At 48.7% G+C, this 25,648-nt stretch carries 22 protein-coding genes and 1 riboswitch; of the genes, 3 read left to right on the plus strand and 19 right to left on the minus strand.

What is annotated here, in order from left to right:
• Positions 1–25: 25 nt before the first annotated feature.
• The 9 genes from dapD to NOM72_RS15225 all read right to left on the minus strand — a co-directional run bounded on the left by dapD (position 26) and on the right by NOM72_RS15225 (position 9,192).
• Entirely contained in the window at positions 26–733 is a 708-nt protein-coding gene (gene dapD, locus NOM72_RS15185) for a 2,3,4,5-tetrahydropyridine-2,6-dicarboxylate N-acetyltransferase (protein ID WP_255999428.1), read from the minus strand.
• Positions 720–1,466, minus strand: a complete 747-nt coding sequence (dapB, locus tag NOM72_RS15190; RefSeq protein WP_023467121.1) for a 4-hydroxy-tetrahydrodipicolinate reductase — start codon at positions 1,464–1,466, stop codon at positions 720–722. Before dapB ends, dapD begins: the two co-directional genes overlap by 14 nt.
• Positions 1,463–2,344: a 4-hydroxy-tetrahydrodipicolinate synthase gene (dapA, locus tag NOM72_RS15195; RefSeq protein WP_255999429.1), complete on the minus strand. Its 882-nt coding sequence runs from the start codon at positions 2,342–2,344 to the stop codon at positions 1,463–1,465. Before dapA ends, dapB begins: the two co-directional genes overlap by 4 nt.
• A gap of 17 nt (positions 2,345–2,361) precedes the next feature.
• Entirely contained in the window at positions 2,362–3,354 is a 993-nt protein-coding gene (locus NOM72_RS15200) for an aspartate-semialdehyde dehydrogenase (RefSeq protein WP_023467117.1), read from the minus strand.
• A 13-nt stretch (positions 3,355–3,367) separates the two neighbouring features.
• Positions 3,368–4,567, minus strand: coding sequence for an aspartate kinase (locus tag NOM72_RS15205; RefSeq protein WP_255999430.1), 1,200 nt, complete (start codon positions 4,565–4,567; stop codon positions 3,368–3,370).
• A gap of 112 nt (positions 4,568–4,679) precedes the next feature.
• Positions 4,680–4,857, minus strand: a riboswitch (Lysine riboswitch).
• 70 nt (positions 4,858–4,927) lie between these two features.
• A complete protein-coding gene (gene argH, locus NOM72_RS15210; RefSeq protein ID WP_255999431.1) occupies positions 4,928–6,298 on the minus strand; it encodes an argininosuccinate lyase in 1,371 nt (456 codons plus the stop codon).
• Positions 6,295–7,500: an argininosuccinate synthase gene (locus NOM72_RS15215; protein WP_255999432.1), complete on the minus strand. Its 1,206-nt coding sequence runs from the start codon at positions 7,498–7,500 to the stop codon at positions 6,295–6,297. The genes argH and NOM72_RS15215 overlap by 4 nt, the downstream gene beginning before the upstream one ends.
• A 118-nt stretch (positions 7,501–7,618) precedes the next feature.
• A complete protein-coding gene (locus NOM72_RS15220; protein WP_023467111.1) occupies positions 7,619–8,047 on the minus strand; it encodes a GNAT family N-acetyltransferase in 429 nt (142 codons plus the stop codon).
• Positions 8,044–9,192 carry an alanyl-tRNA editing protein gene (locus NOM72_RS15225; protein WP_255999433.1) on the minus strand — a complete coding sequence of 383 codons (1,149 nt, stop codon included), beginning with the start codon at positions 9,190–9,192 and terminating at the stop codon, positions 8,044–8,046. Before NOM72_RS15225 ends, NOM72_RS15220 begins: the two co-directional genes overlap by 4 nt.
• A gap of 128 nt (positions 9,193–9,320) precedes the next feature.
• Between NOM72_RS15225 and phnF the strand changes: the two genes are divergently transcribed.
• Positions 9,321–10,055, plus strand: a complete 735-nt coding sequence (phnF, locus tag NOM72_RS15230) for a phosphonate metabolism transcriptional regulator PhnF (protein ID WP_029340766.1) — start codon at positions 9,321–9,323, stop codon at positions 10,053–10,055.
• Between the two features lie 51 nt (positions 10,056–10,106).
• Here phnF and NOM72_RS15235 read toward each other — a convergent pair whose 3' ends face one another.
• The 5 genes from NOM72_RS15235 to NOM72_RS15255 all read right to left on the minus strand — a co-directional run bounded on the left by NOM72_RS15235 (position 10,107) and on the right by NOM72_RS15255 (position 17,522).
• Positions 10,107–11,213, minus strand: coding sequence for an LCP family protein (locus tag NOM72_RS15235; protein ID WP_255999434.1), 1,107 nt, complete (start codon positions 11,211–11,213; stop codon positions 10,107–10,109).
• Between the two features lie 299 nt (positions 11,214–11,512).
• Complete coding sequence (gene nagB / locus NOM72_RS15240; RefSeq protein WP_050679000.1) at positions 11,513–12,274, minus strand: glucosamine-6-phosphate deaminase; 762 nt, start codon at positions 12,272–12,274, stop codon at positions 11,513–11,515.
• Positions 12,271–13,428: an N-acetylglucosamine-6-phosphate deacetylase gene (gene nagA / locus NOM72_RS15245; protein ID WP_255999435.1), complete on the minus strand. Its 1,158-nt coding sequence runs from the start codon at positions 13,426–13,428 to the stop codon at positions 12,271–12,273. The genes nagB and nagA overlap by 4 nt, the downstream gene beginning before the upstream one ends.
• A 183-nt stretch (positions 13,429–13,611) precedes the next feature.
• Positions 13,612–16,170 carry a bifunctional lysylphosphatidylglycerol flippase/synthetase MprF gene (gene mprF, locus NOM72_RS15250; RefSeq protein WP_058265718.1) on the minus strand — a complete coding sequence of 853 codons (2,559 nt, stop codon included), beginning with the start codon at positions 16,168–16,170 and terminating at the stop codon, positions 13,612–13,614.
• Positions 16,167–17,522: an MATE family efflux transporter gene (locus tag NOM72_RS15255; RefSeq protein WP_255999436.1), complete on the minus strand. Its 1,356-nt coding sequence runs from the start codon at positions 17,520–17,522 to the stop codon at positions 16,167–16,169. Before NOM72_RS15255 ends, mprF begins: the two co-directional genes overlap by 4 nt.
• Positions 17,523–17,614: 92 nt before the next feature.
• On the opposite strand from NOM72_RS15255, the gene NOM72_RS15260 reads away from it, so the two are divergent.
• On the plus strand, positions 17,615–18,403 hold the full coding sequence (locus NOM72_RS15260; protein ID WP_023467100.1) for a CHAD domain-containing protein: 789 nt from the start codon (positions 17,615–17,617) through the stop codon (positions 18,401–18,403).
• Here the strand turns inward: NOM72_RS15260 and glsA are convergent.
• The 3 genes from glsA to NOM72_RS15275 all read right to left on the minus strand — a co-directional run bounded on the left by glsA (position 18,394) and on the right by NOM72_RS15275 (position 22,895).
• Complete coding sequence (gene glsA / locus NOM72_RS15265) at positions 18,394–19,326, minus strand: glutaminase A (RefSeq protein WP_023467099.1); 933 nt, start codon at positions 19,324–19,326, stop codon at positions 18,394–18,396. The two genes, NOM72_RS15260 and glsA, sit on opposite strands and share 10 nt — an antisense overlap.
• A gap of 128 nt (positions 19,327–19,454) precedes the next feature.
• The gene (gene clpB, locus NOM72_RS15270) at positions 19,455–22,031 is read right to left on the minus strand and encodes an ATP-dependent chaperone ClpB (RefSeq protein WP_255999437.1); all 2,577 of its coding nucleotides are present in this window, start codon (positions 22,029–22,031) and stop codon (positions 19,455–19,457) included.
• Between the two features lie 6 nt (positions 22,032–22,037).
• Positions 22,038–22,895 (minus strand): DnaJ C-terminal domain-containing protein, encoded by an 858-nt coding sequence (locus tag NOM72_RS15275; protein ID WP_058713871.1) that lies wholly within the window; start codon positions 22,893–22,895, stop codon positions 22,038–22,040.
• Between the two features lie 195 nt (positions 22,896–23,090).
• On the opposite strand from NOM72_RS15275, the gene NOM72_RS15280 reads away from it, so the two are divergent.
• On the plus strand, positions 23,091–23,285 hold the full coding sequence (locus tag NOM72_RS15280; protein WP_023467094.1) for a YwbE family protein: 195 nt from the start codon (positions 23,091–23,093) through the stop codon (positions 23,283–23,285).
• A gap of 56 nt (positions 23,286–23,341) precedes the next feature.
• On the opposite strand, the gene NOM72_RS15285 is transcribed toward NOM72_RS15280, so the two are convergent.
• A complete protein-coding gene (locus tag NOM72_RS15285) occupies positions 23,342–24,517 on the minus strand; it encodes a M20 metallopeptidase family protein (protein ID WP_255999438.1) in 1,176 nt (391 codons plus the stop codon).
• Between the two features lie 13 nt (positions 24,518–24,530).
• Positions 24,531–25,385, minus strand: coding sequence for a MurR/RpiR family transcriptional regulator (locus tag NOM72_RS15290; RefSeq protein ID WP_050678993.1), 855 nt, complete (start codon positions 25,383–25,385; stop codon positions 24,531–24,533).
• Between the last annotated feature and the right edge of the window lie 263 nt (positions 25,386–25,648).

Genomic DNA, 25,648 nt, shown 5'->3' on the forward strand with positions numbered 1-25,648 from the left:
GTGTTTTCCTCCTCTTCGACGTCAATCAGAGTGAACGTAAATCATCCACCAATTGCGTCTTCTCTTCTGTTTTCGCATCTTTCTGTTTGATGACACGTGCAGGTGTTCCGGCAACGACGCTTCCAGCAGGTACGTCTTCTGTGACGACACTACCAGCAGCGACGACGGCATCTTTGCCGACTTTGACGCCTTCAAGAATGACTGCATTTGCACCAATCAAGACACCGTCTTCAATGATGACAGGTGTTTTTGAAGGTGGTTCGAGGACACCCGCGACCACGGCACCTGCGCCGACATGAACGTTTTTTCCGATCGTCCCACGTGCACCGACGACAGCGTTCATATCAATCATTGTACCATCTCCGATTGATGCACCGATATTGATGATCGCACCCATCATGACGACTGCGTTGTCACCGATGACGACATGATCACGAATCCATGAACCTGGTTCGATGCGCGCATTCAAGTGACGTGTATCAAGCATTGGTACCGCACTGTTGCGACGGTCATACTCCACGTGAACATCCGTGATGCGATCTGAATACTTTTCTAAGAAAGTAGCCGCAAGTCCTGCATCCGCGAAGAAAATCTTTGATTCATCTGATCCGAATGCTGTAGCGCCTTCGATCGACAAGCCCGCCAAATCGCCGTTGACGTAAAGTTTTACCGGTGTTTGTTTTTTAGCATCTTTAATGAATTTAGCAATTTCGTAAGCATCAGTGAGTAACATGTGAATCCTCCTGTGTGTAGAGCGTCTCTAATGTATAGAGTCCCGCTGTTTTTTGAATGAGTGCCTCAGCTGCTTTGATCGCACCAGAAGCAAATACTTTTTTCGATAGCGCTGTATGTTTGATTTCAATCAATTCGTCAACACCTGCGAATAAGACTTCGTGTTCTCCGAAGATCGTTCCACCGCGCATCGCGTGCATTCCGATCTCGTTCGTCTCCCGCTTTTGCCGCGTCTGTGACCGGTCATATACCGGTGTGACGTCACGTGCCGTCTGAATCGTTTGCAATAACAACTCAGCCGTTCCGCTTGGCGCATCAACTTTTTGGTTGTGATGTTTCTCGAGCAATTCGATGTCATACGCTCCTGCTAGTGGTACGAGTGTCTTCAGCAGTTGCTGCACCATCGCGATACCGTACGACATATTGTACGACTGGAAAATTGGAATTTCTTTCGCGGCGTCCTTAATCGATGCCAGTTCCGCCTCTGAAAAACCAGTCGTCGCGATAACGAGTGGTGTTTTTGTCGCTAGCCCGTATGCGAGCAGATCCGGTAGCAAACTCGGATGCGAGAAGTCGATGATCGCATCGACCGTTTCTGACATCTCTGTTAGCTCGGCATATGAAGCGATCGTATCGGATGACTTCGTCCGGTCAACGATCGCCACGACACTTTGTGGTGCGAGTTCGACGACGTATTGTCCTGTCGCCCCATAACCGTGTAACGCGAGTTTCATCGAACCACTCCTTTGTAAGCCCGCATCGTTTCGAGTAAGTGGGCATGTCCCGCTTCCGATTGACGGACGAGCGGCAAGCGCGGCGCACCGACAGCAAAGCCAAGTTCTTCAAGCGATGCTTTGACTGGAATCGGATTAACGTCACTGAACAAGGCATCGATGACCGGTAACAAGTCTGCCTGAATCCGGCGAGCCGTGACGAGATCTTGTGCGAGCAACGCCTCAGCAAGTGCTTGTGTCTCTGCTGGGTACGGGTTCGAAAGAACTGAGATGACGCCTTGTGCTCCCCATGCCATGTACGGCAGGATTTGATCATCATTTCCACAGAAGACCGCGAAGTCTTCCGGAATCGCCGCCATCAGTTCACCCATGAAGCTGACATCTCCACTCGCTTCCTTAAACGCTTGGATTCGTGGATGACGTGCTAACGTCACTGCTGTTTCGACTGCGATCGCAACGCCTGTCCGCGACGGAACGTTGTACAGCATGATTGGTAATTCGGTTGCATCAGCGACCGCCGTGAAATGTGCGACGAGACCCGCTTGCGATGTTTTATTGTAGTACGGTGTGACGAGCATCGCTGCGTCCGCACCGAGGCGCTCTGCGAGTAACGTCTTCTCGATTGTTGCTGCCGTGTTGTTCGAACCCGTTCCGGCAATGACGGGTACTCGTCCTGCCGTGATTTGAACGGCAGTCGTCAGTAGTTGTTCGAATTCCGTGTTCGTCAGTGTCGATCCTTCTCCTGTCGTTCCTCCGACGACAAGCGCCTGAATTCCTGCTGCGAGTTGTTGCTCGATCAAGCGTTCGAATACGTGTAGATCCAACTCGCCTGCTTCATTAAATGGTGTGACGAGCGCTGTACCTGCTCCTTTGAACATGAAGAACTCCTCCTTTTTTATGAATGAATCGACTGTTCGATGGCTTGGCGTGCGACTTGTACGGCATTCGAGGCGGCACCTTTTCGAATGTTGTCGGCTACACACCAGAGATGGAACGTATTCGCGAGACTATCATCTTGTCGAATTCGTCCGACATAGACATCGTCCGTCCCACTCGCGTCAAGTGGCATCGGATAACGCGTATTCGCGACATCATCGATGAGGACGACGCCCGGTGCGTTTTCAAGTGCTTCACGAATCGCTGCAACCGTCGTCGGTTGTGTAAACGTGACGTTGATTGCAACCGAGTGAGAATTCGTGACTGGAACCCGGACACATGTCGCACTGACAGGTAATGCTGGAAGATTGAAGATTTTCCGTGTTTCATCAATCATCTTCTGCTCTTCTTTCGTATAGCCGTTCTCAAGGAATACATCGATATGCGGCAAGATGTTATCGTGAATCGGATGCGGATAATTGACGGGCTCTTCTCCGCGTGCTCCACGTGCCAGATCCTCGATTCCTTTTTGACCAGAACCAGATACGGCCTGATACGTCGTATAGTTGATCCGTTCGAATCCCAGTGACTGGAGCGGTGCTAAAGCGACGACGGATTGAATGGTCGAACAGTTCGGATTTGCGATCAAGCGGTCCGTCGCTTGAATCGCTTGCGGATTGACTTCTGGCACGACGAGCGGAATCGTCTCCTGCATCCGGAAAGCACTTGAATTATCAACGACGAGTGTTCCGTTTTCAGCTAGTAACGGGGCATATTGCTCACTGATCGTTCCGCCTGCTGCGAACAACGCGACATCGATCCCGTCTTCTGTGATATTTGGCGTCAGCGCTTGGATCGTAATATCTTCTCCCTTGAACTGTACCGTGTTCCCTGCTGAACGAGCAGAAGCGTAAGCGGACAGGCGGCTGACCGGGAAGTCCAGTTCTGCTAGGACTTGTAACATTTTTTGACCGACGGCGCCGGTTGCTCCAATGACGGCTACATGATACATCCTGTTTTCCTCCTTATAACTCGAACGCGTTTGCAATCGCTGCAACCGTCCGTTCAATGTCTGCTTGTGCAATCGTGTACGAGATGCTGATTTCTGATGTCGTGACTTGATAGAACGGGATGTTCTCTGCTCGGAAGATTGCGAACAACTTCGAAGCGACACCTGTTGCATCCCGCATCCCGATTCCGACGACAGATAATTTTGCGTGTTGATTATGGCGATCGACCTTGACTGTCGTGAAGCGATCCATGATGTCTTTCAATGCTTCATCGAGGAACTCTTCCTCATCGAGTGGACATGAGAACGATAAGAAAATGTCACTGTCGAACGTCGTTTGACTGATCATGTCGATGTTGACGTGGCGATTGGATAACAGTTCGAAGATATCGGCTACTGCTGCATTCGTTTGCGGTACGTGTTTGATTGATACCGTCAAGACGTTCTTCGTCACACTGACACTCGTCACCGCTTTTTGTTCCATTGTTTCCGTCGCTTCCATGATCCATGTTCCCCTTTTCGATTCAAGTGTTTTCCCGACGAAGATGTGTACGCCGTATTTTTTTCCTAGTTCGACACTCCGCATTTCCATGACCTTCGACCCGAGGGCGCTCATCTCCATCATCTCATCATATGAGATGTGCGGAATCGGTTGAGCAGCAGCATGGATTCGTGGATCAGCCGTATAGACACCGTCGACATCCGTGTAGATTTCACACCGTTTATCAAGGACTGCCGCAAGGGCAACAGCCGTTGTATCCGATCCACCACGTCCGAGCGTCGTGACATCACCGAGTTCGTTGACACCTTGGAATCCAGCGACGATGACGACATCGTATGTTTCGAGTTTTTGTCGTAATAGATTTCCATCAATCTGTTTGATCTTACTTTTCGTATGCAATCCCATCGTACTGATTCCCGCTTGAGCGCCTGTTTGCGATAACGCTTTGACGCCGAGTGAGTTGAGGGCGATGCTGAGTAATGAAATCGTCTGTTCTTCTCCGATGGCAAGCAGACGATCGAGTTCTCGGCGCTCGGGGCGATCTGTGATGGCTTGCGCCTGAGCAATCAAAGAATCTGTCATCTTGCCCATCGCTGAAACGACGACGACAAGTTTTTCACCTTCGGCTGCGCGACTCTTCAAATAATTCGCAATAGACTGAATCTGTTCGACAGACGCAACCGAGCTTCCACCAAATTTAAGTACAGTTGTCACAATCCTATCTCCTTTGTCCCGATACAGAAAAAAACGACGGGCCGGTAGGAGCGTTCCTACGGCCCGTCGTTATCACGATCGGACAAACGAAGACAAAGTCATTCGTTCTTTTACGTAAGATAGCGCTCCGAAACATCGGTTTCGGCAGTACAACGGATCTTAACCGTTGTACCAGCAAACAAGAAGAAGCATCTTCTCGTTCACTTCGGCGGACTTCCCCTTTCACATCATTCGGCATGCTTGCCTTCAAGAATGATGCTACTCATGTCATCCGCGCCTCTATCTGTCGGTTGTTAGTTACAGTTATAGCAGACATCTTTTGTTAAATCCAGTCATTTGACTGTTTTTTTTCAAAATTCGTCAATTCGCAAGATGCTGTTTCGCGATTTCGAGTTGCTCCGACACGGCAGCAAACCCTGTCCCGCCGTAGCTAGTCCGGCGTGCTACTGCTTGAACCGGATCGAGGAGCGGATAGACGTCTTCCGTGATATCCGGATGGAACGTTTGATACGTCTCGAGGTTCAAATCCTTCAGGAAACAACCGTTTTGCACACAGTAAAGGACGGCTTTGCCGACGATTTCATGCGCTTCCCGGAACGGTATGCCTTTCGTTACAAGGTAGTCAGCGAGTTCCGTTGCATTCGAGAAGTCTTGCATTGTCGCCTTCTTGAGCGCTTCGGTCTTAAACGTCGCAGATTCAATCATTCCGGTGAAGATTTGAACGGATTGGAGAACGGTATCTGCTGTATCGAAGACCCCTTCCTTATCCTCTTGCATGTCTTTATTGTAAGCGAGTGGTAATGCCTTCATCGTCGTCAAGAAGCCCATCAGGTTACCGTAGACGCGCCCCGTTTTTCCACGAATCAACTCAGCGAAATCAGGATTTTTCTTTTGTGGCATCATGCTCGATCCTGTTGAGAAGGCATCGGATAACTCGATAAAGCTAAATTCTTGCGACGCCCAGATGATGATTTCTTCACAAAAGCGCGAGAGATGCATCATGACGGTCGAAGCGATCCCGAGGTATTCGATGACGAAATCACGGTCCGAGACAGCATCAAGACTGTTTGGATAGACCGACTCAAAACCGAGCAACTCAGCAGACCGGAAACGATTGATCGGGAATGTCGTCCCCGCGAGCGCACCTGCCCCGAGCGGTGATTTCCGAATTCGTTTTTGATTATCCGTCAACCGTTCGACATCACGTTCGAACATCCAGAAATAAGCGAGCAAGTGATGCGCAAGCGAGATCGGTTGTGCCCGTTGCAAATGCGTATACCCTGGCATGACCGTCTCGATATGTTGCTCCGCTTGTTCCGTGATGACCGACTGGAGCTCGCGTAATGCTGTCGTCAACGCCTCAACATGTTGTTCCATCCATAGATGTAAATCCGTTGCGACCTGGTCATTTCGACTCCGTGCCGTATGCAGTTTTCCTGCAACCGGACCAATCTGTTCTGTCAATAAACGCTCGAGGTTCATATGAATGTCCTCATCCGCTAACGTATAGGAATGGTCTGCTAACGTCGTTTCCAGTTGCTTCAGTCCTTGCTCGATTTGTGTCCACTCGTCTTGAGCAAGAATCCCTTGTTCAAATAGCATCTGCGCGTGTGCGAGACTGCCTTTTAAATCGACGCTCGCTAATTTTTGATCGAACGTGATCGATGCTCCGAAGGCTTCCGCTTGAGCGGAAGCACTTTCCGTAAAACGTCCACCCCAGAGTTTGGTCATTTCGTGACACCCGCCTGACGATGTACGCTCGCATGCGTCGAAACGGCAAGTCCGTGTAATTTGATGAAGCCTTTTGCTGCTTCATGATCGAATGCGTCTTCTTTCGTGTACGTCGCAAGTTTCTCATCGTAGAGCGAGACAGCGGACTGACGACCTGTCACAGTTGCATTTCCTTTGAACAGTTTAACGCGAACTTCTCCTGTGACGTCCTGTTGTGTCGCTGTCAAGAATGCTTTCAAGCCTTTCGTCAATGGTGCATGGAAGAGACCGTTATAGATCGTTTCTGCGTATTGTTTGCTGAGTAGTGGTTTGAAATGCGCGACGTCCTTCGTCAATGTAATCGTCTCGAGTGCAACGTGCGCTTTGAGTAACACCGTTGCGCCTGGGCACTCATAGACTTCCCGCGATTTGATACCGACGAGACGGTTCTCGACGTGGTCAATCCGTCCGACCCCATGTGCACCAGCGATGATGTTCAGTTCCGTGATCAGTTTCGCCAGTGGATACGTCGTTCCGTTGATCGAGACCGGAACACCTGCTTCAAAGCCAATGATGACTTCTTCTGCCTGATCCGGAGCGTCTTCTGGCGCTACTGTCAACGCATAAGCGTCTTGCGGTGGCTCTGTCCAAGGGTTTTCTAGGACACCACATTCGTTACTCCGTCCCCAAAGGTTCATGTCGATTGAGTATGGGCTGTCGAGGTTGATCGGAATCGGCACATTGTTTTCTTTCGCATAGGCGATTTCTTCTTCCCGTGACCATTTCCATTCCCGGACCGGTGCGATGACTTCGAGTGATGGATCAAGTGCTGCGACTGAAACTTCGAACCGGACTTGGTCGTTCCCTTTTCCGGTACATCCGTGAGCGACTGCCGTCGCACCGTGCTGATGCGCGACTTCGACAAGCTTTTCTGCGATCAACGGACGCGAAAGCGCTGAAATCAACGGATAGGCATTTTCGTAATGCGCGCCATATTGAAGTGCCGGTAAAACGAAGTCTTGTGCGAATTCTTCTTTAACATCGAGGACGATCGATTCGATCGCACCGACGAGGAGTGCTTTTTCTTTAATGATGGATAAATCTTTTCCTTCTCCGACATCCATGCATAAGGCAATGACGTCATAGTCCTTGCTCAACCACTTGATGGCTACCGATGTATCAAGTCCCCCAGAGTACGCTAAGATCAATTTTTGTTTCGACATGTATAATTCCCTCCTGGTTTTAAATTCATCTGTCTGTATAAAAATTCATTATGAATTATATATATACATAGAAAACAAAAAAAAGAAACCCTTTTTGCAGGATTTCTTTCAAAATAACTTACATTTTTTTCTCCATCGTCCGGTGTGGGATGCCCGCATCATCGAATTCATCGGAGACGATCGTATAACCGAGTCCTTGATAAAACGGGATCGCTTGGACTTGTGCGCCGAGTGTTAGCAATTGCTTCCCTTCGCGACGTGCGACTCGTTCCATCGCCTGCATCAACTCGCCACCGTATCCTTTTCCTCGCGCTGTCGCTAGCGTCGCGACACGCTCTACCTTCATCCGTTGGTCGTCATATGGACGGGTACGCCCCGTTGCGACCGGTCGACTCTGCTCATCGAGGACAAGCAGATGAATTGCTGTTTCATCATGTGTATCATATTCAAGATGGCGTGGTACGCCTTGTTCCTCGACGAAGACACGCTCCCGGATCATCCGGACGGCTTGATGTTGTTCTGCTGTACGTACTTGAATGACTGTCATGACTGATATTCCTCCCGTAATCGATCGACATATGCCATCGCATCATCCCGATTCGTAAATTGTGCCTGTGCCTGAACCGCATTTCCTCCGCCTCGCCCATTAAATGTTTTGACATGTGCTTTAGCGAACTTCCCGAGATGGGGTTCACCTGGACTACTCATCAGTAACTTGTTCGTCGTCGCATTCCAGACGACGCCGACGCGTCCCGCTTCTTGAATCGCTTTAGCAAGTTGCTCGGATATTTTGATTTCTTCATCCAGATGTTCGAACACAAGAATGCCTTCTTGTTGTTCTAAAGCATGAGCGAGTGTGAACGTCGCAAGTTGTTCCTGGGCGTGTTCGACCTGTTTCGTTAAGCGTTTCTGCTCTTCTTGTAACGCTTGGACGGCTTCTAGCATTTGAACCGGTTTGACTGATAAAGCTTGCGCTGCTTCCCGTAAAGCTCGTCGTTCTGCCTGTAGGAGTTGATATGCCCGTTCCTTTGCGACATAAGAAAGACGAATATTTCCACGAATTCGTTCGACTCCAGTAAAGAGAATCGACTCGAGCTGTGCCGTCGAATCGAGATGCGTTCCACCACAGGCACTATAATCGAGTGTACCGATTTGAACGACGCGAATTCGTCCTTCGACTTGTGGTGTTTTTCGTAATGGTAAACGTAGCGCTTCCGCCTCGTCATACTCGGTCGCTGTGATCGGTAATCCTTGTTCAATCACCTGGCGTAATCGTCGATCCAGCTGTTCTTGTTGCAGAGTTGTCCATTCAGGTGTCTCGATATCAAGCGTCGAGACCTCACTTCCCGTCCGAAAACTAAGTGTCTTGATATTTGATTCATCTTGTAGGATTGCAGAGATGACATGTTGTGCCGTATGCTGCGCCGCATGATCGATCCGGACTGCGTCATCTACGATCCCGGTGACGTCACCTGTGAGCGGCGTCGCCAGTTGGTGCCAGACGACACCGTCTTCGATTTGGACGTCAAGGACCGGTTGGTCGTTCAATGTTCCACGGTCCGCCGGCTGTCCACCGCTCTCCGGATAGAAGTAACTTTTCTCTAAAGCAACCCAATAGCCGTCTACTTGTTTTGTTGCGCGAATGGATGTCTGAAAGGTTCGGACATCGGATTCTATTTGTTCGGGGCGCATGCCTCGACCACCTTTCTCTGTCAGTTTCACTCTGTATTATGCCATATTTCATCCAGAATCGTTTGTCGGCTTGCCTTTTTCCTAGTACACTAGACGAAAGACTACCGATCGCGAAGGGACGAAATGCCGTGATTCAGCATATCAATAAAAATTCACCACTCCCCATCTACTATCAAATCGAAGCTGCCTTAAAACAACAAATCGAAAGCGGTGTTCTTCAACCTGGCGATCTAATTCCGTCCGAGCGCGAATTTGCGGAAGCGCATCAAATTAGCCGAATGACGGTCCGGCAAGCCATTTCAAACTTGGTCAACGCCGGTTACTTGATTCGTCAAAAAGGACGAGGAACATTCGTCGCGAATAAAAAAATCGTCATGCAACTGTCTGGCTTGACGAGTTTCTCGGAAGAGATGGAACATCTTGGACTAGAACCGACGAGTGCGCTTCTCTCCTATCAAATCATCGACGCGTCGATGACGATCGCAAACAAGCTCCGGATTCGCGAAGGGGCATCCGTGTATGAATTGAAACGTTTACGAATCGCAGATGAGCAAGCGCTTGCCCTTGAGACCGTCTATATCCCGGAACAGCTCTTACCTGGACTCGATCAAGACGTCGCGACCGCATCGCTCTATGCATTTGCAGAAGCGAGCGGATTAAATCTTGGGCGTGCGAGTCAAACGTTCGAATCACGCCTGGCAACGAAGGAAGAGGCGGGCCATCTTGGTCTATCGACCGCTTCGCCTGTCTTATCTGTCGAGCAACTGACGTATCTTACAACGGAGCAACCGTTTGAATATGTCATCTCCGCTTACCGAGGAGACCGCTATACCTTCACCGTCGAAATGGAACGACAACGCTAAAAATCCCCTTGTATCGTCGTATAGTGACGATACAAGGGGATTTTCCAACGCTTATTGTTGAGTTTCTGTATTGGGAATTGACTCTTCTGTCGTACTTTGTGCCGGGTCTGTCTCTTCCTTGATCGGTTCGACTTCTTGACCTTGCATCGCTTTTGCTAAGTTACTTTTCACTTGCTCCAATTGATTCGGATCGAGGTGATACTCCCATTTCCCGCTGATACCAATATAACCTTCTCCAGCGAGTTGGTACTCCGTCGTGTTACGTAACGCTGCTGTGAAATCTGCTAAGCGTGTATAATCGTTCGGACCTAAGTTCGTTTCGACGTTATCACCGACAGCATCCAAAATATCACGGTATGCACTGAGGGAACGGAAACTTGCCGCTTCTTTGGCGACCGCTTGAATGACTTGCATCTGTTTTTGACCGCGTCCGATATCACCGAGCGGATCATCATGACGGTTCCGGACGTAAGCAAGTGCTTGCTCTCCTGTTAAATGTTGCATCCCTTTATCAACAGTGACAGTACCGGCTTTACGTTTTGAATCTTGCTCTTTGAACGCATATCGTACATCGATGTCTACGCCATCCAATGCATCGATCAATTGAACGAATCCTTGGAAATTAACTTTAACGACGTGATCGATTTGAATACCGAGCAGGTTTTCTGTCGTTTCACGCGCTAATTTAATCCCATTATAGGAATTCGATTTATCCATCGAACCGAAGTAATGAGCATGGGTGATTTTATCTTGCTCAACACCTGTCTTACCATAAGGTACATCGTATTTCGAATAATCGATGTTCACGAGTGAATCACGCGGAATACTCGTCAACACTAATTGTTCCGTTTTTTTATTTAAGATTCCGACGATCATGACATCTGATCGCGCCGGTTCATTTCGTTCTTTACTTTTTTTCGTTTCATCCGTCCCAAGAATCAAGAACGATTCAGACGGAACATCATCATATTTAGAGCTCACCTTCGAGCCGGGAATGTTAATCTGCGTCTTTGCCAATGTTTCTTGCGTTTTAATAAAAACAGCTCCAGCATATCCAGAACCGATGATTGTGACAAGCAGGACGAGTGCAGCGATGACCTTTAAGAACATCTTGCCAGCACTTGGTTGTCTCTTTCGTGCGGATCGCGTTTCCATCATGTAAACCCTCATTTTCATGTAAATTTTCCGTAAAGTTCGCTAATCTCCATTATCCGTACATTTAATGAAATGTCAATTTACGTTTCGATTAAAGAAATCGTATGGAATCGTTGCACTGAAAAAATAATGGACCCTTAGTGCGCTGTATCATGAGATTGAATGATCTTGGTATATGTCCTGTTGATGCCTTTCTATCAAAATAAAAAATCGCTTGAGACTAGGCTCAACAGAATCAAAAAAAGGAATAGAGTCAATCCAATGATTGTCTCTATCCCTTTTGATTCATCGCTCTTCCATCGTCATACTTTCATGAAATTCAGATAAGCCGCTCGTCCTGTACGTTTAGCGTCATCTGACAATAAAGATGCAGCTTCTTCGTCCAAAATCACCATGACATCAGCATGACGCTTGAGTACAGTCGCTGGACAATCCGTTGTTGCGACACCTTCCATCATGTCGCGAACCGCTTCTGCCTTTCGTTCACTAGAAGCAACGAGAAGGATTTTCTTCGCTTCCATGATCGTACCGATTCCCATCGTGATTGCCTTCGTCGGTACTTCTTCTAATCGATCAAAGAATCGTTGGTTCGCTTCTCGTGTCGACTCTGTCAATTCCGTTACGTGTGTCTTAGCATCGAACGGTGTACCTGGTTCATTGAAGGCGATGTGTCCATTCGCTCCGATTCCAAGTAATTGAATGTCGATTCCTCGATTGCGGACGAGCGCTTCATATCGTTCACTTTCGCGCACGGGATCTTCTGTGTCCCCGATTGGAACGAATGATTCCTTAAACGCGACATCTTTGAATAGATGCTCTTGCATGAACGTATGATAACTTTGTGGATGCTCTGGGCTGAGACCGACATATTCGTCTAGATTAACCGTCGTCACATGTCGACAATCGAGCGAATCCTTCCGCCATTCTTCATAGACGCCGACCGGTGAACTTCCCGTTGCCAGTCCTACCGTCAAACCTTCCGGGTGACGCTCAATTTCCTGTTTCAAAAATTGATAGGCCACCTGTGCTAATTCTTCTCCTTTTTCTACGATCATCCATTTCATGAGGTAGACTCCTTTCCGTTCGTGATCCGGTGTCGCGTACCACGATGAATCGTTTCTTGAATGTGTAGCGCTTCGTCGAGCAGGACGATGTCCGCATCCTTGCCGACCGAGAGGCTTCCCTTTTGAGTCAATTGAAGTTCTTTTGCCGCATTGACCGATGTCATGCGGACCGCTTCTTCGAGCGAACAGCCTGTATAGGCGATGATATTCCGTAAGGCGGTGTCCATCGTTAAGACACTTCCAGCTAAGCTACCGTTTTCAAGACGTGCCGCACCGTCTCGAACGAATACAGCCTGACCACCTAACTCATATTCACCATCAGCTAATCCTTTTGCACGCATCGCATCCGTGATGACGATCAGTCGATCTGCGCCTTTCATTCGGTAGGCGAAGTCGACCATTTCTGGCGCACTGTGAATCCCATCCGGAATGATCTCCGCATAGACGTCTGGTGTCAGGAGGCAATATCCGACCGTGCCCGGTTCCCGGTGATGAAGTGCCCGCATTTGATTGTAGAGGTGGGTACCATGCGTGACGTGACCGGCTTGGTTTTGGGCATACGTCGCGTCTGTATGTCCGACTGACGGAATCGCACCCGTCAAGCGCACCGCTTCTTCGAACGCCCGTGCTCCCGGGCGTTCCGGAGCGTATGTGACGAGCTTGATCGTGTTCCCTGCTGCTTTTTGCCATTTCAAGAACTGCTCGACATCCGGTTCGACGATATGTTCGTGAGGCTGTGCACCCGCATAATCCGGATTGATGAATGGTCCTTCAAGATGAACGCCGACGATCGTTGTATCGTCTTGCGCTACGACTTCTCGGACCGTCTCAAGCGCGCGTGTGATATTTCCCCAGTCCTGAGTAATCGTCGTCGCTAAAAATGATGTCACACCTTCTTGTAACATCTGTCGGCTGAAATGACGCAACCTCTCGACATCTCCATCCATGACATCGACATCATATCCCCCATGAATATGCACATCGATCATTCCCGGAATGAGTGATTGATGCTGCGCATCGATCATCTCTTCTCCTGCGATTTCCTCGAATTTCGACATGGGTCCAATCGCCTCGATTGTTCGGTCAAAACGAATGAAGCCGTCTTCAATCGTCTGCTCTCCCGTGTAAATCCGAGCATTGATGATCACTGTCATCTGGCATCTTCCTTTCTCTATCCGTTCCATGACTTGCTTCCGTATCTAGTATAACGCGATTAATTCTAGTTGTATAGACCTTTGTACATTTAAACGAAATTATAAAAGGACGATCCCGCATATCCGTAGATATAGGGTCGCCCTTTGTATACCCGTCGATTGCCGACTTCATGCGTCAGTCGATCATGGTAATAAAATCCGGTCTTTCTTTCGAGAAATCAGACGCGTTGCTTTTAAGATTGCCATCGGTAACGATTGACGCTTTCGGTAAGCAAGATATCGTCCTTCCCATTTTGGATCGTACTTTTCTTTGTATCGTCGTAGACCGGTGAAACTATACATGTAGCGAATATTATTGAAGACATCCGCTGCCACACGTTCTTGCCAGAAGGACGTCTCGTCCTCTCCGACAGACGAAAGCGGAGCCATTCCCATGTTGAACGTGTGGTAGCCTTCATCTTTCGCATACTCGAATAGTCGGATGAACATCGCATCCATGATTCCATTCGGTCCATCTGGTCGAAAACGCATCAAGTCAATCGATAGGACCCCTTCTTGGTAAGCAGGCATGAATGTCATGAACCCGATCAATCGTCCTTCCGCTTCACGCATGATGCCAATCGGCGCTCGATTTAAATAAGGTTCGTGGAAGTAACCGAGCGAAAAGCCTTTCTCGGACTTCCCTCCTAACCATTCGTCGGAGACCTCTTGTAGTTCTGCTAATAGAGTTCCTGAAATAGGTGGCTCGACTACTTCGAACGTCATGCCCTCTCGTTCAAAGCGATTTTTAATCGACCGAAGTCCAGCTCGTTTTTTTCCTGATACAGTGAAAGATGGAATATCAACGATCGCTTCTTCCCCGAGTTTGAAGAAGTTGAAGCCAAAATCATGATAGAGAGACATATTTTGCGCTTGAATTTGATAGATGTTCGGAATATATCCAAGATCTTCGACGCGACGCAAGAAAGATGCGATGACTTGTGAATGTTCCTTCGGATCTCCACTGGGGTCGCCAAGGACCATGATCCGATTGCCGGTCTGACTGAACTGGATGAATGAACGTCCTGTTTCGGAGAAGAAGAAACGTTTATCACCTAGAAACGCGAGATGGCTTAAATAATTCCCACCCTGCTCACGCAACACCGATTCGATCTTTTCAGCATCGAATCGCTCACCGAGAACCGGTTGATTGAATGTGTTGAATAAGCGGATGAAGACGAGAACATACACGAGCGCAAAGATAGAGGCACTCGCTGCAAACATGAAAATTTCGTGTGCCGGATACACTTTTGTTCCATCTGCTGATCCGAGTGTATAGAAGGCGTATCCAAAAAAGACGAATCCTCCAATGTACAATAGACCAGCGAAGGCAACCCGGATGAAGCGTGTCGTCGTAATGAGCGTTCGTTCTCGGTGAAATGCTTTTCGCGACATCAGTAGCAAGACGAGAACGAGGATGACGGCAAGGAAAGAAATCAAGTTAAAACCACGAAGTGCCATTCCAATCAATGCGAAAAAAGATGCCCCGTACATCATATATAACGACCGTTTTGTTCGACGATACAGTGCTGTCGATAAGAGGACGAACAATAAGCCGCCCATCAAGAAGAAACTATTCGCGAGTAACAGCGCTTCATGCGGTAATTTCGATTCCAAATATTCATATTGCGTCGAGACAGGTGGTAAAATCGCCAATCCCCAGATCGTGATCCCGGCAACGAGTGTGATCAATGCGAGTGTGAAATGACGAATTTTACTGAGGAATCGCAGTTGTAAGCGCCAAATGACGCCCCCGACCTCCATCGATGGACCCACGATCGGTTTGTCTTCGATCATCTTGACGACCGGACCGCTGAACTCCCGAGCTGAGAAAATGACACCGATCAGGAACGGAATCAAGTAGTAGACAAGACGGTAGATCAATAATCCTGTCAAGACGATGCCTTCCTCGACACCCGCACGCTGCATGCCGATCAAAAACACTAAGTCAAACGAACCAAACCCACCCGGTACCATCGAGATCAAACCGGCTGTCGCAGCGATGATGAAAACACCGATGACTTTTGAGAAACTGACATCCGTTCCGAGCGCTGCCAAAATCAGATAGACGACAACGCCAGCACTGAACCATTCTGCGAGTGAGACGAGTGAATATAACGCAATCGATTTCGGATGGATGCTGCTATTGCCTCGTCGAAACGAGAACAGCAGATAGAGTGGAAAGAAGAATGCGACACCAATGATGACGGGCCACAACCATTTTTTTAAATCGAGTACTTCGAACGCTGGAAAAACGTGCAGAAGCGATAAGGCAGATAAGATGGACAATCCACTGATCAACGTCGGTGCCATCCAGCCGATTGCCTTCAACAAACGACCGCCTTCAACGAATGGTCGATAAAGAGCGGAGCGGATCGCCATCCCAGCGAGACCGCCGAATCCGATGATGCCGTTAAAGGAGTTCGCAATCCAGGATGCTCGGAAAATCAGTCCGATCGGTGCTTTCGCCTCCAATGAACGTAATAAGAAGAAGTCATAAAAGAACATCGTCGAGACGGCCGCAAGACCTGCGAAAATCAACAGGATGAATTGCCAAGATGGGACTTGACGAATCGCTTGAATCGACTCCTGTAGCGATAAACTACGCAATTCGTTTTGTCCTTGATAAAAAATGAATCCAATCAAGACGATCGGCAAGATGATCTTCGCAATCGTCATGATGCGTTGTTTTGAGAATTTCAAGCTGCCAGCCTCCTTGATTTACGGATTAAGTGCATAAGACGAACAAGTAGTAGCGTTGCTCCGACCGCAAGACCGATGATCAATCCCCACCAGTAACCATCTGGTCCGAGCGTCGTATAGCGTTCGAGATAAAAACCTAATGGTAGTCCAATGACCCAGTAGGCAGCAATCGTCAACAAGAAGGTGACATTGACATCCTTGAATCCACGTAATGCACCTTGCGTCGGTGCAGCAACGGCATCCGACAGTTGAAAGAAAATCGCTAAAATCATGAAGTGTGCAGCTGCTTCGATGACTTGAGGATCACGACTATACAAAGCGGCAAGTTCTTCATTCTTTAAGTACAATAAGATCCCAGAGAACAAGGAGACGGCAACACACATCGTCAATCCAATGACGACGTACTGGACAGCGTCCTTGATTCGTTTGGCACCGACCTCAAAACCGACTGTGATCGTCAAAGCGGAGGCAGCAGATAATGGGATCATATAGACAAACGAAGCGAAGTTGATAGCCGCTTGGTAGGCACCGATGATGACATCGCCGTACGCTCCGAGCAGCAACGTGACCGCCGAGAAAATACTGACTTCAGAAAAAATCGCTAGACCAATCGGGGCACCGAGTAGAATCAATTCCTTGATTCGCTTCATGTCTGGACGGTAAAAGTGCCGCAGAATCCCAAGGCGTTGAAATAACTCTCCTTTAAAGACGACAGCGATGATCGCTAGACAAAGAATCCAGTACGTGATGGCAGTCGCAACTCCCGCGCCCACTCCACCAAGTTCCGGAAAACCGAAGCTTCCGAAGATGAATAGATAATTGAAAAGGACGTTAATGGGTAAAGAGATTAGTAGTAAGACCATCGTGATATTTGATTTGCCTAATGAATCGACGAGTGTTCGTAAAACGAAGAAAACGAACATCGGTACGATCCCGAGTGCTAACATCACGAGATAATTTCGCGCGACTTCACGCGCCTCTGCTGATAACTCCATCCGTTCGAGAATCGGATTGACAGCAATAAGTCCGATGACGACGGTCAAACCAATGATCACGACAGCAACGTACAACGCCTGCATGACGATTCGTTTGACTTCCCGCTCGCGTTTCGCTCCCATCGCTTGGGAAACGAGCGGTGCGACGGCAAGTAGAATACCGGTCAGTCCTGTGTAGACGGGTGCCCAGAGACTTGCTCCGACACCGACGCCTGCTAAATCAGCAGAACCATATCGACCGGCCATGACCGTATCGAAAAAACTAATTAAGTAAAACGCGACTTGCGTTACGAGGATGGGAAAGAAAATTTTCATGAATTGCTTCATCTTTCCTGAGAACGTAACTGTTTCTAACATGTTTCCACCACATTTCAGGAGGAGTCCTCCTTAATTTTAAAACCTAGCACTCTTGAACTCTTACGAAAATAATCCGAGGAGGGATTCATCTCATGAACCATCGAGATACTGAAAAGCTGACTTTCGAACTGCTTGAGACATGGTCGACCTTCAATCATTATGCCAAAGAGGCTCAAACGTTTGAGAATCCGGAAGATGTCCATCAAGCGCGGATTCGGTTACGGAAACTGATCACATTCGCCCGATTGGTCGATTTGACGGAGGAACCTGTGTATTTGATTTGGAAGCGGCTGATGCATGCTTTCGGCGAAGTCCGTGACCTCGACGTACAACTCGAAGCGACCTCAAACAAAACAGAAATCGATCAGTTGTTCGCGAACCATGTCGCTCTGCAACTTCAAGGAAAACGTTCGACTTTAATCGAGACGATGCATCTCTTGATCTCCAATGAACTGGATCGATCCGTTCGTCGCTTTTTAGCTGGTCCGATGACAAAGCGCCTCAAGCGGATGTCAGAAAAAGAGCTGATTCAGGCCGCTGAGAAACGCTATGAGAAAAAACGTGAACAATTTGAAAAAGTGCAACGAAAGGATGGAACGAAGCGTGTCGAACGGATGCATGAATTACGGCTTGCTACAAAAGCATACCGTTATACGGTCGAGTACCTTCGTCCCTACACGCATCAACCGAAGTCTGCTGTTGATCGTCTAAAGACAACCCAGACACGACTCGGACACATCAATGATACGTATCAGCGATTAGAAAGATGGCGCTCTTTCGAGGTTCCATCTGCTTATCAAGAAGAGCGTTTGCGTCAGATCAAGCGGTTAGAGGACGAGCTACGTTCTGCGCTTGATCAGATTGAAATCGCTCATGGATGACGTTGAACGAGTAATTCCAGCATTTTTGTTCCGGCAATGGAGTTTCCTTTTGCGTCAAGCGATGGTCCAAAGACACCGATTCCGAGATCAGCCATATCGAAATCACTTCGACCGCAAGCAACGACTGCACCGGAAACACCACTTTTTCCTGGAAGCCCGACTTGGACGGAAAATTCTCCAGATGCATCGTACATGCCACACGTCGTCATGATCGCTCGAATGATTCGTGCGTTCCGACGTGAAATGACTTGGCGTCCTGATGGTGTTTTTCCAGATGTACTCAAAATTTTCCCCATCATAGCAAGTCCTTTACAGTTCGTCAAAATCGCACATTGTTTCGTATAGACGTCGATGATTTCTTCGACATTGCCTTCGATGACACCGTGATAGCGCATGAAGTACAATAATGCGCGATTTAAATCCGTCGTTTCGAATTCCGATTCAGCAACATCTGCGTCATATTTTACCATTTCTACTTCAATATCCAATAGCTTTGCGATGAATTGACGCAATTGAAGTAATTTATCGGCAGCATCCGTTCCCGGTAACATGCTCGTCACGGCTAGTGCTCCTGCATTGATCATTGGATTAAGCGGTTTTGTTGGAATCGTCTCTTCGAGTTTTGCGATCGAATTGAACGCATCGCCCGTCGGTTCCATCCCGACTTTTGAAAAGACATAATCTTCTCCGAATGTCTCGAGGACGAATGCGAGCGTGATGATCTTCGATACACTCTGTAGTGTAAACATCGTATCCGCATCACCTGCCGAAACGAACGTCCCGTCGGCATTACAGACGGCGATTCCGAGTTGTGTTGGATCAACCTTCGCAAGCTCTGGAATATAACTGGCGACTTGTCCAAGCACTGTATACGGACGGCATTCTTCAATCAACTCCTCGAGTTGGGCTTGTGTAACATTCATGGCGTTCCCTCTTTCTCTTTTTTTTCTAGCTTATCACGCATCTGACGAATACGGATATGGTTCTTCCGTAAACGCTAAAAGGAGTCGACTCGTTTCAGCCGAGTCGACTCCTTTTTCTAGCATCCGCTTCATCCGTGGACGACGAGTTCGCCGTCTTCTACGTCAATCGCAATCCGGGCACCATCTTGAATCGCCCCACTGATCAAGGCACGGGCAAGTTTCGTCTCAATCGTCCGTTGCATATAACGATTGATTGGACGTGCGCCGTATTGTGGTTCAAATGCTTCCTCGAAAATCAACGTCTTCGCAGCATCCGTGACATCAATCGTAATGCCACGTCCAGATAAACGTGAACTCATTTTCTCGACCGCTTTGTCGATGATTCGTTCAATTTCCGTCCGGTGGAGTGGATGGAATAAAATCGTATCATCGATCCGGTTCAAGAACTCCGGTCGGAAGTGGCGCTTCAGTTCTTGGCGAACGGCTTCCTCTTCCGCTGCATCGATGACACCATCTTTGGCGGCTTCAAGCAGGATGGGTGCTCCGATGTTTGACGTCATGATGACGATCGTGTTTTTGAAGTCGACGACCCGTCCTTGCGAATCCGTCAATCGACCATCGTCGAGCAACTGAAGCAAAATATTAAAGACGTCGCCGTGCGCTTTTTCGATCTCATCGAACAACAGAACCGAATATGGACTCCGTCGAACGGCTTCCGTCAATTGACCGCCTTCTTCATAACCGACGTATCCCGGAGGCGCACCGACGAGACGGGAGACATTGTGTTTTTCCATATACTCCGACATATCGATGCGGACGATGTGATCTTCACTATCGAACATCGCGGCTGCCAAGGCTTTTGCGAGTTCTGTCTTCCCGACCCCTGTCGGACCGAGGAACAAGAACGAGCCAATCGGACGGTTCGGATCCTTAATGCCTGCTCGCGCTCGAATGACAGCGTCCGCGACGAGACGGACTGCTTCGTCTTGACCGAAGACGCGATCATGAAGCGTATCTTCAAGATAAAGTAATTTTTCGCGTTCGCCCTGAGCAAGCCGCGTCACCGGAATACCGGTCCATTTCGAAACGATGTCGGATATCTCTTCTTCCGTCACCGCTTCTCGAACGAGTTCGTGTGAGACGTGTTCAGATGACTCTTCCGCGACTTTCAGACGTGCCTCAAGATCCGGAATTTGCCCGTACTTGATTTCCGATGCTCGGTTCAAGTCATAGCGCCCTTCCGCTTCTTGTAACGCCAGTTTCGCTTTCTCAAGATCCGCACGTAACTGCTGAACACTTTGCGAACTCTCTTTCTCCCGTTCCCATCGTGTCCGTAGCGCACTCTCGTCTTCTCGGACAGAACTGAGTTCTTGCTGTAAGACGGCGAGTCGTTTCCGGGATGCTTCATCCGTCTCTTTCTTTAACGCTGCTTCCTCGATTTCGAGCTGCATGACTCGACGGACGAGCGAATCGAGTTCAGCTGGCATCGACTCCATATCGGTCCGAATCATCGCACATGCTTCATCAACGAGATCAATCGCCTTATCCGGCATGAACCGATCCGTAATATACCGATCGGATAACATCGCCGCCGCGACGAGCGCATTGTCATGAATCCGTACACCGTGGTGAATCTCGAACCGTTCTTTTAGTCCACGCAGAATGGAGATCGTATCCTCGACATCTGGTTCCGCGACGAGGACTTGTTGGAAGCGACGTTCGAGCGCCGGGTCCTTTTCGATATACTTCCGGTACTCATCCAGCGTCGTCGCACCGATACAGTGCAATTCTCCTCGCGCAAGCATCGGCTTGAGCATGTTTCCGGCATCCATTGCGCCGTCCGTCTTCCCAGCACCGACAATCGTATGCAGCTCATCGATGAACAAGAGAATCTGTCCTTCGGCTTCCTTGACTTCATTCAAGACTGCTTGCAGTCGCTCTTCGAACTCACCACGGTATTTCGCACCAGCGACGAGCGCACTCATGTCTAAACTGAACAACTGCTTGTTCTTCAGACTCTCCGGTACATCTCCTCGGACGATCCGTTGCGCGAGTCCTTCAACGATTGCCGTTTTCCCGACGCCGGGTTCTCCAATCAAGACGGGATTGTTTTTTGTCTTCCGACTCAAAATCCGGATGACACGTCGAATCTCATCATCACGACCGATGACCGGGTCTGTTTTCCCAGACCGGAAATCCGCTACGAGATCACGTCCATATTTTTTCAACACATCAAACGTCTCTTCAGGATTTTTCGTCGTGACCTTCCGATTGCCTCGCATACTGACGATCGCTTCCCGGAGTGTCTCTTCTGTGATGCCTTGACGACGTAGGTACTGAGCTGCTGGACTTGATTGTTTGATCAATGCTAGCAATAAGTGTTCGACGGAGACATAGTCATCCTGCATGAGACGCGCTTCCGTCTCTGCTTCCGTCAACACGTTCAGCAACGAGCTACCGATCCGAGGCGTCGTCGCCTGGGACAAAGCAGGAAGTTTACCAATCGCCTCGTCAATCGCTCCATTCAATGTCTCAATCCGTTGATTCAGCTTTTCAAAGACGACTCGTGCAATCCCTTCTTCTTGAGCAAGTAAGGCAAGTAACAAATGCCATTCTGTGATTTCACTATGACGACGTTGTTTCGCGATCGCTTGGGCAGAGACGATTCCCTCGTGTGCCCGATCCGTTAAACGTTCAAAATCCATCCTTGATCACTCCTTCACTGCAAGTTGACGTTCCCACTCTTCATAAAAGGCACGGTCCATCTCAGGTAACTTGACTTCGAGTTGGACAAGTAACGCCCCACGATGACCATTCGCTTGACTGAGACCACGATTTGGAATCCGGAGTCGCGCTCCTGGTTTCGTCCCCGGTTTGACTTTCAGTTTGATTCGTTTCCCTTCAAGCGTATCTGCGACGACTTCGCCTCCAAGCACAAGCGTCGTCGGATGAACACGGACGGTTGAAATGACGTCTTGGTCGACCCGTCGGAATTGATCGTCATCCTTCAAGTGAATCGTCACGTAAACATCTCCCGCGACACCTTGTCGGTTACGCATTGAACTTTTTCCACGTAAGCGGACTTTTTTACCGTCATAGACATCTTTCGGAAGCGTCAGCTGGATCGAACCCGTCGCAAGACGCACCGTGACTTTTTCGTTCGTACTAAGATGACTGAGTGGGACCGTCAATTCAAGCTCTTCATCGGTCGACACTTCTTCCTGACTAAAGAACGAACCAAACATGTCTTCAAATCCGAACGATTGTCCAGGTCGTGTCCGTCCACCACCTCCGAACTGTCGGAACAGATCTTCGTAATCTCCAGCGCCACCAGCTCCAGCGCCTGCCATCTGGTCGAAGTTACTGCCGTATCGATCATACTGCGCTCGTTTTTCCTCATCTCCAAGCACATCGAAGGCTTCTTGGATATCCTTGAAACGCTGGTCCGCACTCGCCTCTTTATTGACGTCCGGGTGATACTGCTTCGCCAATTTGCGGTACGCGCGCTTAATATCTTGATTCGATGCATCCTTTGCGACACCGAGTGTTTGGTAGTAGTCTTTTGCCATTCGAATTCACTTCCTTTTCCTATACTTCATTACCTTAATTATAAAAGTCATATCTTAATTGGTCAAATATAGTCAAACTTTTTTCTGACATTCTGTTCTCTTTTCACTTTACGTCCTTGCGACAAACAAGTTTCACCGACTGAACCATGTTATACTGATAGCCAAACAGGAAATGAACGATGGGAGGATTTACAGATGGACGGTAAAACACGTAAAAATATCACGCCTGGTCTTAAAGTCAGCATCGTGTTGAAGCAAGATCAACGAACAGGTAAACGAACAGAAGGAATCGTCAAAGACCTTCTCACGAAATCACCGCAGCATCCGCATGGGATTAAAGTGCGCTTAGAAGACGGTCAAGTCGGTCGTGTTCAAGAAATTTTAGGATAAAAAGACAGCAATCGCTCGCCCTGATTCCTTTTCGGAGTCAAGACGAGCGATTTTTTTCATGCTTCAGTCGCTTGTTCTAAATACCGCCACGTCGCTTCGACGAGAATACGCGCTGCATCGAGCATCGCCGGCTCCTTAAAATCAAACTGCGGATGATGATGCGGTGGATACGAAGCATCTCCCGCTCCTGTAAAGAAGAACGCGCCCGGTACGTGTTGCAGATAATAAGCAAAATCCTCGCCACCCATCGTTGGTTCGATCTCAAATACACGCTCGTCTCCTAGAACTTCTCGTGCGACAGATTCAATCAATGCGGTGGGTGCAGCATGGTTGATGACAGCTGGATAGCCTTTTTCGTATGTAAAGTGATACGTTGCTCCGACTGCCTCACAGATTCCTTTGATCGTCCGCTCCATCCGCTCGATGATCTCGTCCGCTGTCGCTTCATCAAACGTCCGGACCGTTCCTGTCAACGTCGCTTGATCCGCGATGACATTAAACGTATTCCCCGCATGTAATGTTCCGACGGTCACGACTGCCGGTTCCAGTGGATTGAGTTGACGACTGACGATTGATTGTAATTCCTTAACGATCGTTGCCCCGAGTAAGACAGCATCAATCGTCTCATGTGGTTTCGCACCGTGTCCGCCTTTTCCATATAAGGTCAGCTCGAACTTATCAGCCGCTGCCATGATCGGACCGGTCCGAACACCGACATGTCCTAAATCGATTGTTGACCAAAGATGCGTTCCGAAGATGACATCGACCTCTTCGAGACAACCGTCCGCAATCATATCGCGTGCACCGCCCGGAACGACTTCTTCCGCATGTTGATGAATCAAGACGACGTTCCCCGGTAATGATTCCCGCTGTTGCATGAGCGTCTCTGCGACGGCCAGCAACGTCGCCGTATGACCATCGTGACCGCATGCATGCATCACACCCGGAACCGTTGACCGATACGCGACCTCTTTAGCGTCAGCAATCGGTAAGGCATCAAAGTCAGCACGTAACGCGACGGTCTTCCCCGGTTTTCCTCCACGAATATACCCGACGACACCACGTCCGCCGACCTCCGTCCTGACTTCGATTCCGAGCGCTTTTAAATGTTGCGCGATATAACGCGGGGTCTCGACTTCGTGAAACGACAACTCTGGGTGCTGATGTAAATAACGACGGCGCTCGACCATTTCTGGATACAACGCGTCTAGTCCGGCAGTTCGTTCTGACATATATGTATCCCCCTTATTTCTTTTGATGCAGTGTCTTAACGCTTTCTCGCGTGTATTGAAGACGTTCGAGTGTGTCTTCATAATGTCCCGCAGCATACGATAAGAACAAGACATCGATCGCAAATAGTTGGGCGAGACGTGAACTGAGCGCTGCACTACGAAGCGGCGCTTCCGGTGCGCGTGATGTCCAAAGCGCGATATCCGCGAGTTGGCTGATCCGATTGTCCCCGAAACGTGTCAGACTGATGACCTTCAGCCCTTGGATTTTCGCCAAACGGATCAACTCGACGACCTCTTCCGTTTCTCCGCTGTAGGAAATCGCAAAGAAGACATCTTCTTTACGTGCATTCGCTAAGATCGTCGCAAGTAGATGCTGGTCCGTTTCTTGAATCGCTAGTTTCCCGACACGCGTCCATTTTTGAGCAGCGTCTTCAGCTACGACATGCGATGCCCCAATCCCGTAAAAATAAATCGCGCGTGCCTGATCAATCACATCAATCGCATCCGCAATCCGTTCATCATTCAACTGCTTCGCAGTATCCTGTAACGCTTGAATGCTGTTACTAAGCGTTTTTTCAATCAAGTCGACAGGACGTTCATCCTTTTCGATATCGTGATACCCTTTTAAATCCGTCCGTGCTGTATCGGCAGAAATGCGCATCCGCAACTCCGGGTATCCCTTTAATCCGAGCGCGCGGCAGAAGCGGACGACTGCAGCGGCACTTGTATCTGATTCCTCTGCAAGTTGGTGGATCGTCATGCGCGCAATTTGGTTCATATGCGTCAAGACATAGTCTGCGACTTTTCGTGAGGATGATGGTAGTTCCTCTCGAACTGCACCGATTTGTGAATAGATACCGCCTTTCATCTAAATCTCCCCTTTATCCTCTTCTTTTTAAAAGAACTAACGATTCATCACTTACCGCGTCGTTCCTGTTTGTAGAACTGTTCTTCTTTCATTATGCTCTCTCCTACTAGCTTTCGTAAATCTAAAAAATGGGAAAGTGAAACAAAATACCATTCTTCTTCCATACCCTTCCTTTCTTATTCATATACTTCTCTCTTTCAGCGTCCGTTATATAAAAAAAGCGACATTCCGTCCATTGGAGGAATGTCGCTTCATAAAGTAAA

Source organism: Exiguobacterium sp. LL15 (assembly GCF_024436095.1).
GTDB classification, from domain to species: domain Bacteria; phylum Bacillota; class Bacilli; order Exiguobacteriales; family Exiguobacteriaceae; genus Exiguobacterium_A; species Exiguobacterium_A indicum.

Coding starts and splice junctions, on each gene's coding strand:
- NOM72_RS15235 (WP_255999434.1), bottom strand. CDS start 11,213: ATGATGGAAACGCGATCCGCACGAAAGAGACAACCAAGTGCTGGCAAG.
- NOM72_RS15200 (WP_023467117.1), bottom strand. CDS start 3,354: ATGTATCATGTAGCCGTCATTGGAGCAACCGGCGCCGTCGGTCAAAAA.
- NOM72_RS15285 (WP_255999438.1), bottom strand. CDS start 24,517: ATGTCAGAACGAACTGCCGGACTAGACGCGTTGTATCCAGAAATGGTC.
- dapA (WP_255999429.1), bottom strand. CDS start 2,344: ATGTTCAAAGGAGCAGGTACAGCGCTCGTCACACCATTTAATGAAGCA.
- dapD (WP_255999428.1), bottom strand. CDS start 733: ATGTTACTCACTGATGCTTACGAAATTGCTAAATTCATTAAAGATGCT.
- NOM72_RS15220 (WP_023467111.1), bottom strand. CDS start 8,047: ATGACAGTCATTCAAGTACGTACAGCAGAACAACATCAAGCCGTCCGG.
- NOM72_RS15275 (WP_058713871.1), bottom strand. CDS start 22,895: ATGGCAAAAGACTACTACCAAACACTCGGTGTCGCAAAGGATGCATCG.
- clpB (WP_255999437.1), bottom strand. CDS start 22,031: ATGGATTTTGAACGTTTAACGGATCGGGCACACGAGGGAATCGTCTCT.
- NOM72_RS15225 (WP_255999433.1), bottom strand. CDS start 9,192: ATGCGCCCCGAACAAATAGAATCCGATGTCCGAACCTTTCAGACATCC.
- nagA (WP_255999435.1), bottom strand. CDS start 13,428: ATGACAGTGATCATCAATGCTCGGATTTACACGGGAGAGCAGACGATT.
- NOM72_RS15260 (WP_023467100.1), top strand. CDS start 17,615: ATGAACCATCGAGATACTGAAAAGCTGACTTTCGAACTGCTTGAGACA.
- NOM72_RS15280 (WP_023467094.1), top strand. CDS start 23,091: ATGGACGGTAAAACACGTAAAAATATCACGCCTGGTCTTAAAGTCAGC.
- nagB (WP_050679000.1), bottom strand. CDS start 12,274: ATGAAATGGATGATCGTAGAAAAAGGAGAAGAATTAGCACAGGTGGCC.
- argH (WP_255999431.1), bottom strand. CDS start 6,298: ATGACCAAACTCTGGGGTGGACGTTTTACGGAAAGTGCTTCCGCTCAA.
- NOM72_RS15255 (WP_255999436.1), bottom strand. CDS start 17,522: ATGTTAGAAACAGTTACGTTCTCAGGAAAGATGAAGCAATTCATGAAA.
- dapB (WP_023467121.1), bottom strand. CDS start 1,466: ATGAAACTCGCGTTACACGGTTATGGGGCGACAGGACAATACGTCGTC.
- NOM72_RS15215 (WP_255999432.1), bottom strand. CDS start 7,500: ATGTCGAAACAAAAATTGATCTTAGCGTACTCTGGGGGACTTGATACA.
- glsA (WP_023467099.1), bottom strand. CDS start 19,326: ATGAATGTTACACAAGCCCAACTCGAGGAGTTGATTGAAGAATGCCGT.
- NOM72_RS15290 (WP_050678993.1), bottom strand. CDS start 25,385: ATGAAAGGCGGTATCTATTCACAAATCGGTGCAGTTCGAGAGGAACTA.